At 56.4% G+C, this 6,625-nt stretch carries 10 protein-coding genes; 6 read left to right on the forward strand and 4 right to left on the reverse strand.

All coding sequences use genetic code 11. The features are described 5' to 3' along the window. Positions 1–23: 23 nt before the first annotated feature. A complete protein-coding gene (locus A6M21_RS14065) occupies positions 24–1,124 on the reverse strand; it encodes a mannose-1-phosphate guanylyltransferase (protein WP_066669922.1) in 1,101 nt (366 codons plus the stop codon). A gap of 76 nt (positions 1,125–1,200) precedes the next feature. Here A6M21_RS14065 and A6M21_RS14070 point away from each other — a divergent pair, with 76 nt between their 5' ends. Further along, positions 1,201–1,488 carry a hypothetical protein gene (locus tag A6M21_RS14070; RefSeq protein ID WP_066669924.1) on the forward strand — a complete coding sequence of 96 codons (288 nt, stop codon included), beginning with the start codon at positions 1,201–1,203 and terminating at the stop codon, positions 1,486–1,488. Next, positions 1,470–1,862 (forward strand): type II toxin-antitoxin system VapC family toxin, encoded by a 393-nt coding sequence (locus tag A6M21_RS14075; protein ID WP_078060730.1) that lies wholly within the window; start codon positions 1,470–1,472, stop codon positions 1,860–1,862. Before A6M21_RS14070 ends, A6M21_RS14075 begins: the two co-directional genes overlap by 19 nt. Here A6M21_RS14075 and A6M21_RS14080 read toward each other — a convergent pair. Both A6M21_RS14080 and A6M21_RS14085 read right to left on the reverse strand, forming a co-directional pair. Beyond that, positions 1,857–3,281 (reverse strand): sugar transferase, encoded by a 1,425-nt coding sequence (locus tag A6M21_RS14080; protein ID WP_161486084.1) that lies wholly within the window; start codon positions 3,279–3,281, stop codon positions 1,857–1,859. The two genes, A6M21_RS14075 and A6M21_RS14080, sit on opposite strands and share 6 nt — an antisense overlap. A 7-nt stretch (positions 3,282–3,288) precedes the next feature. Continuing rightward, entirely contained in the window at positions 3,289–4,143 is an 855-nt protein-coding gene (locus A6M21_RS14085) for a transporter substrate-binding domain-containing protein (protein WP_161486085.1), read from the reverse strand. Positions 4,144–4,330: 187 nt separating this feature from the next. Between A6M21_RS14085 and A6M21_RS14090 the strand changes: the two genes are divergently transcribed. From A6M21_RS14090 to hepT, 4 genes are all read left to right on the forward strand, one after another. Beyond that, on the forward strand, positions 4,331–4,576 hold the full coding sequence (locus tag A6M21_RS14090) for a type II toxin-antitoxin system HicA family toxin (protein WP_066669932.1): 246 nt from the start codon (positions 4,331–4,333) through the stop codon (positions 4,574–4,576). Continuing rightward, entirely contained in the window at positions 4,569–4,931 is a 363-nt protein-coding gene (locus tag A6M21_RS14095; RefSeq protein ID WP_066669945.1) for a type II toxin-antitoxin system HicB family antitoxin, read from the forward strand. The genes A6M21_RS14090 and A6M21_RS14095 overlap by 8 nt, the downstream gene beginning before the upstream one ends. Positions 4,932–5,030: 99 nt before the next feature. Further along, entirely contained in the window at positions 5,031–5,444 is a 414-nt protein-coding gene (gene mntA / locus A6M21_RS14100) for a type VII toxin-antitoxin system MntA family adenylyltransferase antitoxin (protein WP_066669934.1), read from the forward strand. A gap of 4 nt (positions 5,445–5,448) precedes the next feature. Continuing rightward, positions 5,449–5,865 (forward strand): type VII toxin-antitoxin system HepT family RNase toxin, encoded by a 417-nt coding sequence (hepT, locus tag A6M21_RS14105; RefSeq protein ID WP_066669937.1) that lies wholly within the window; start codon positions 5,449–5,451, stop codon positions 5,863–5,865. 169 nt (positions 5,866–6,034) lie between these two features. On the opposite strand, the gene A6M21_RS14110 is transcribed toward hepT, so the two are convergent. Next, positions 6,035–6,604 (reverse strand): Rpn family recombination-promoting nuclease/putative transposase, encoded by a 570-nt coding sequence (locus A6M21_RS14110; RefSeq protein WP_066669939.1) that lies wholly within the window; start codon positions 6,602–6,604, stop codon positions 6,035–6,037. Positions 6,605–6,625 lie beyond the last annotated feature (21 nt).

The raw sequence follows: 6,625 nt of genomic DNA on the forward strand, positions 1-6,625 counted from the left end.
GCCGCAACCGGAACCACTCCTGATCAGAGGGCGTGCTCCAGCCCGGCCTCCTTCAGTGCGGTGGTGAGCCGTTTTAATTCCCCGGCGCGCTCCTTGCTGCACACCAGCAGGCACTCCCCGTCGTCCACCACCACCAGGTCCGCAATGCCCAGAGTGGCCACCAGCCGGCCGGGGACGTGGATGATGCTGTTGCTGGTTTCCAGGAACACACCCCGCGCCTCGATCACGTTGCCGTTGTCCTCCGTCTCCCGGCAGCGCTCCAGCGCCGGCCAGGAACCAACGTCGTCCCAGCCGAAGTCGCCGGGCAGCACCAGCACGTTGTCCGCCTTCTCCATGATCCCGTAGTCCACCGACACTTTGGGCAGGCGCGGGTAGATGCGGACCAGCTTTTTAATGTAGGAGATGTAGCCGGCCGTCACTCCCCCCGGCATATCCGCCAGCGCGCGGCCGATTTCCGCCAGGCCGGCCGCCAGTTCCGGCAGATGCTCGTCAATCAACCGGCTGATTAGATCCGCCCGCCAGATGAACATGCCGCTGTTCCACAAATAGCGGCCGCTGGCCAAAAAACGCCGGGCCGCCTCCGGGGCCGGCTTCTCGGTGAAGCGCTCGACCCGGCAGGCCGGCACGCCGCCGCATTCCGCCAGCGGCTCGCCCCGGCGGATATAGCCGTAGCCCGTATCCGGCCGGGTGGGGGTGATGCCCAGGGTGACCAGCCATTCCCCGCCGGCTGCGTGCGCCGCCGCGGAGCGCAGCACGGCCTGAAAACGCTGCACATCCGCTATGTAATGGTCGGCGGGCAGCACAACCATGATCCCCTCCGGGTCGCGATGCCGCACGTGCACCGCGGCCAGCCCCACCGCCGCCGCCGTATCCCGGCCGCAGGGCTCGGCCACCACATTCTCGCGCGGGATTTCCGGGAGCTGCTCATACACGGTTTCCAGATAGGCGTCTCCGGTGATCACCAGGATGTTTTCCGGCGGCATCAGTCCGGCCAGCCTGTCCACCGTCAGCTGAAGCATGGTGCGCTCCCCGACCAGGGACAGGAACTGCTTGGGCCGGTCCCTGCGGCTCAAGGGCCAGAAGCGCTGGCCCGTTCCACCGGCCATAATTGCGGCGAATAACATTTATTTCCCTCCCGGAATTAATTTTATCTTGTCTGACATGTTATGATATGATATCTTTTGATTGAGGTGATAAAACATGTCCGGATCCGAACTCAAAGAGCTTGAAAAATATGGGCGCATAACTTTATATGCCGCTCAAAAAGAGCGCAAAGAATTGCTTAAAAAACTATTAAAATGTACTAACGCAAATAACCTTTCAGAAGCAGTTTTTCAGGCATTGTCATTTTACGTAGAGCTAGCTGACAAAAAGTTTAAAAATAATCTCTTGACCCGTTCAAAAGGCATGTGGGCTGATAACCCGGAAATCGATCAGGCATTGAACGAACTTGCACAAGGGTGGGAAGAATGGCGGAACAAGTCTTGATCGATAGCACAGTAATCATTAGTCATTTACGAACCAGGAGCAAATCAGAAACACTTTTCGAACGAACCCTGAAAAAAATCGAAAAATGTTATATTTCAGCAATCACTGCCTGGGAAATTGAGTACGGGGCAGTAAGAGCAAAACGGACAACTGATCTGGACAATATTCTACCCCTGGTGGAAGTAATACCTTTTGGCCTGGCGGAGGCTCAGATGGCGGCAATTATTTACGCCGATCTGAAATCACGCAATCAGACTATTGACATCAAGGACGTATATATTGCCGGAACATGTTTGGTTCACAGGCTGCCTCTGGTTACTGAAAACCGGGAACATTTCCGGCGTGTGGACGGCCTGGCTTTGGCCGGATTATAATTTACCGGCTTCCTTTCCCGCCGCTGCTTCCCGGCTGCCGTTGACCAGCGCATGGATGGCCGCCCGCCTGACCGGGTCCGTGCCGTTGCTGTAGCCCCGGGCCGCTTCGCCCCCCAGGGCGACGGGAATGGTCTGCAGCAAAATTTTCAGATCCAGCAGCAGGGAGTAGTTCCTGATATAATAAAGATCATAGCGCAGCTTGTCCGCCGGCGCGGTGGTGTACTTGCCGGAAACCTGGGCCAGACCGGTCAGGCCCGGTTTGACCAGGTGGCGGTAGCGGTAGTCCGGGATCTCGCTCATGAACTGCGCAACGAAGACGGGACGTTCCGGCCGCGGGCCGACAATGCTCATATCTCCCCTGAACACGTTGAACAACTGGGGCAGCTCGTCCAGCCGGGTGGCGCGCAAAAAGCGGCCGGCCGGCGTGATGCGCGGATCGTCCGCCTCCGCCAGCACCGGGCCGGAGAGCTTTTCGGCGCCCTCCACCATAGTGCGGAATTTATACAGCCGGAAAGGCCGCCCGGCCAAGCCGGCGCGCTCTTGTATGTACAAAACCGGCCCCGGGGAAGTAAAGCGCACCGCCAGGGCGCAGACCAGCATCACCGGCGAAAGCAGGATCAGCCCCAGACCAGCCAGCGCCACATCCACCACCCGTTTGACCATGCGCTGCGGCCAGGTCAGCCGGATGTCCTGCACTTCCACCACCGGCAGGTCGTCCAACTGGGTCAGCCCGGCCCGGCTGAGCATGATGTCGTACAGGTCCGGCACCAGAAAAACCTCCCGCCTGGCTTTAAGACAGGCGTTCAAGATATCCGCCTTGTCCCCCCGGGCCAGGGACGGCACCACCAGTACCGCGTCCACCTCGCGCAGCCGGCCGGGCAGTTCCGCCAACCGCTCCGGCGGCAGGACGCAGTGCACCCGGAACCAGCCCCGCGGCAGATCCAGCACCTTGCCCAGAATCTCCGCCGCTTCCTCCGGCGGCCCCACCACCAGCAGTTCCCGCCGGCCGAAAAACCAGCGGTGAACATGCCAGTAAAGATAGCGCCAGGTGCAGACCAGCACCCCCTGCAAAGGCATGGCCAGCACCAGCACACTGCGGGGGAAGGCGAAACCGCGCAGCCAGAAGGTCAGCGCCATGGTGGCCGCCATCACGCCCAGAATGCCGGTCACGGCCGCCCGCAGCACCGGCATCAGTCCGTTGTACTGATAGCGGTAAAGGCCCAGGCCGGCGAAAAAAAGCAGCGCGGCCAGCCCGGTCCAGGGCAGCACACGCAAAAAGGCGTGCCAGTTGGCGGCCGGGATGTGCCCGCCGAAGCGCAGCACAAAGGACAGATAAAAGCCGCCCAGCACCATGAGCAAATCGCCGGGCGCCAGCAGCCAGAAGAACAGTGATTTAAGAAAACGCGATCTGATTTTCACAGGCATATCATATCCTTGGCCCGGCCCGTCTGGCCGCCGGTTCCCCCGGCAGAAAAGCCGGCGGCGCCTGACCGAACCACTTTTTGTAAATGGCGGCAAAACGGCCGTCATTCTTCAGTGTTTTCAATGCACTGTCAACCCTGTCCAGCATCCCCGGCTTCCCCCGCGACACGGCGATGCCGTAAAGCTTTTCCGCCCGCAGGCCGCCGGTCATTTTGACACCGGACACGCCCTGTGCAAGCAGGTAGGCGTTGACCGGATAGTCGTTCACCACCGCATCCACATCGCCCTGCTTCAAAGCCTTTAATGCTTCATTGGCGTCGTCATAAGCGGTCACTTTCGCCCCGGGAATGGTGTACGCCAGTTCCGCCCCGGCGGTGGCTATCTGCACGCCGAGCCGTTTGTTTTTCAAATCATCCCAGCCCTTGACGGCGCTGTTTTTGGCCGGTGTCAAAATGCTCAGGCCGGTACCGAAATAAGGCAGGGAAAAATCAACCTTTTGCCCGGACCGGCCGGCCACGGGAATCGCCGAGATGGCCATGTCCACAGTGGAGCCATCCAGCGCGGGCATGATCTCGTTATATTTCATCTCGCGAAATTCTACATGCCAGTTGTTCACTTCGGCAACGGCCCGCATCAGGTCGATGTCAAAACCGGTGTACTTGCCGCCGCTTTTGAACTCAAACGGAACGTCGGCCGGATCCGTGGCCACCAGGACCTGCGTCTGACCGGGCAGCGGCTTGTCCGCCGCCGGACCGGCCGCGCCGGGATTGTGCCGCGCACCGGAGCCGCACCCGGCCGCCGCCAGTGCGACCAGCAAAAGCAAAAGAGCGGTAAAAATATGTATTGTTTTGTTTTTCAAGCGCATCCCCTCCACCGGACACCTGCATTCCGGTTACATTATATCATAAAGGGCAAAAAAATTGGCGCCGTTTGTCCGGCCGCCGGGTTGTAATTTTCAACCAGCTTCTGTTTTAATCCACCCGTGTTGTGAACGATGACTTGCTTGTTGTCACTGGATATGGTACCATATTCGCAAGGTGATGCCAATGGGTAAACTGGAAAAGCTTTTACAAAAAATAATTAATAATCCCAACCATGTTAAATTCGAAGAACTGGATAAAATATTAACTCGATCAGGATTTAAAAGAAGACAACCGCGAAAAGGTTCAAGCCATTATGTTTACAAAAAGGGCGACAGAATTCTAACCGTCCCTTTCCATGAGCCTCATATTAAGGCCCATTACGTTAAAGAAGCCATATTGGCCCTTGAAGGAGTGATGGATGATGAGTAAAAAAGACCTTCAGTATTACCTTGCCTTACCTTACCGGATGGCCATTACCCCCGCGGAAGAAGGAGGTTACGTGGTTTCAATTCCAGCCCTCACCGGATGTATCAGCCAGGGGGAGACCGTGGAGGAAGCAATAAAAATGATTGAGGACGCGAAAAAATGTTGGCTCGAAGTTGCCCTGGCGGAAGGCATTCCCATTCCCGAACCAACGGATGAAGAATACTCAGGTAAATTTAATGTACGGGTTCCCAAATCACTCCACCGCATTCTTGTTGAGAAGGCAAAGGAAGAGAATGTGAGCCTTAACCAGTATATCAACTATCAGCTATCCCGTGGAGTTGGTTACAAGACGCATTAAAAACAAACCATGCAATGTAACGCTATGCTAAAAAACTTGACCGGCCGGCCAACCGGCTGGTACAATAAGGAAAACGCACCGCAAGGGGTTGCCGGACATATGCAGCCTGAACTGAACATAAACGCCGTTGTTGAATACCTGAAAGAACAAACCGATCTGGCGGCGGCCTATCTTTTCGGCTCATTTGCCCGCAGCCGGGCCAGGCGGAACAGCGACGTGGACATCGCCATCCTTTTCAGTCAGCCGGACGGGGACAAATTCGCCCGTTTCGAACGGCGCCTGGATCTGGAAATAGCGCTGGAGAAAGTTGTACGCCGCCCGGTGCAGGTGGTAGATCTGGAAACCGCTTCGCCAGTCCTGCAACGTCAGGTGCGCAAGTACGGCATTCTTTTGCTGGAAAAGGATCACCGGCGGCGGGTGGAATTTGATGTCCGCTCCCGGCGTCATTATTTTGACATGCAGCGGGTTTACCGGCTGCGCAATGAGGCCATCTTAAAAACGCTGGGGGATTAGCGTCATGGTGGACAGGGAACTGTTAATGGAAAAAACCAAACTGCTCAATGAATATATCAACGACCTGGAGGAGAAAAAAAACATCACTCTGGACGACCTGAAAAACGACAAGGTGCTCCGGCGGTATATTGAGCGCACCCTGCATCTGGCCGTGGAAGCCTGCCTGGATACCGGCAACCACCTGGTCGCGGATCTGGCCCTGCGTGAACCGGAAGATTATAAAGACATCATGACCGTACTGGCGGAAGCGGGCCACCTGCCGAAAAACAAACTGGCCCGGTTCAAGAAAATGGCCCAGTTCCGCAATGTGATCGTGCACGATTATGCCCGCCTTGATCCGGAAATCCTGCTCGGCATTTTGCAAAAAAACCTGGCTGACCTGCGTCTATTTGCCGCCATGATCCGGGATAAGTTTTTGTAATTTAAGGGAGTGTAAATTATTTTGTGTAAATGGATATTTCCGGAAAATGCGCAAATCAAAAGGCCGCAAGAAGGTTACTGATTATCTGACAATTTTGTGCCCTGGCTTTTCGTTACCCGGCAACACGATCACTTCCTGATAACATTATTCACATTGGTCAGCACGCAACTCACCTCACGGCACTGTCGACCACGGACACCGCCTCTTCCAGCGTGTCTACGGTATAAATTTTATTGATTATCCTGTCCAGTGTCTCTACTTTACCGACCCCCCGGACCCGCCCCTGCAGGCCACGCGAGTCGCCCCCGAACCTGGCCTCCAGGTATTTGCATATCGCATCCTGGGCCATTATAACTTTGCCCTTAGCCTCACCTTCGGCCATGGCGCCGGCTATCATGGACAACTCGTCCTTCATGGCCTTCTCCCGCAGTTCGTACATCCGGCGCTCTCGCTTGTTGCGCATGAATGCCTGTTCGATCGTCAGTGCCTTTCTGATGCCTGGGTTATCCACAGCGATCGCCTCCATTTCTTTCCCCTGAAGGTTGCTCAGGTACATCATCCAAGCCTCAATGGCATCCTTGGGCCTACGCTTTAGGCCCTTCACCTTCTCTAACTCCAGGAAATGGATCTCAAGGTCCTCGTTCAACAGTTCTCCCGTATCGTCTTCCCGGACGTGGAATATGCGGTGGTAGCGCTTTTCGTCCTTGAACCACCTGAAGCCCAGGATGTTGATTGTCACAGTCTAGTTAGCAGTTGACTG

Source organism: Desulfotomaculum copahuensis, from assembly GCF_001655685.1.
GTDB lineage: Bacteria > Bacillota > Desulfotomaculia > Desulfotomaculales > Desulfovirgulaceae > Desulfotomaculum_G > Desulfotomaculum_G copahuensis.

Coding starts and splice junctions, on each gene's coding strand:
- hepT (WP_066669937.1), top strand. CDS start 5,449: ATGGTGGACAGGGAACTGTTAATGGAAAAAACCAAACTGCTCAATGAA.
- A6M21_RS14095 (WP_066669945.1), top strand. CDS start 4,569: ATGAGTAAAAAAGACCTTCAGTATTACCTTGCCTTACCTTACCGGATG.
- A6M21_RS14090 (WP_066669932.1), top strand. CDS start 4,331: ATGGGTAAACTGGAAAAGCTTTTACAAAAAATAATTAATAATCCCAAC.
- mntA (WP_066669934.1), top strand. CDS start 5,031: ATGCAGCCTGAACTGAACATAAACGCCGTTGTTGAATACCTGAAAGAA.
- A6M21_RS14075 (WP_078060730.1), top strand. CDS start 1,470: ATGGCGGAACAAGTCTTGATCGATAGCACAGTAATCATTAGTCATTTA.
- A6M21_RS14070 (WP_066669924.1), top strand. CDS start 1,201: ATGTCCGGATCCGAACTCAAAGAGCTTGAAAAATATGGGCGCATAACT.
- A6M21_RS14065 (WP_066669922.1), bottom strand. CDS start 1,124: ATGTTATTCGCCGCAATTATGGCCGGTGGAACGGGCCAGCGCTTCTGG.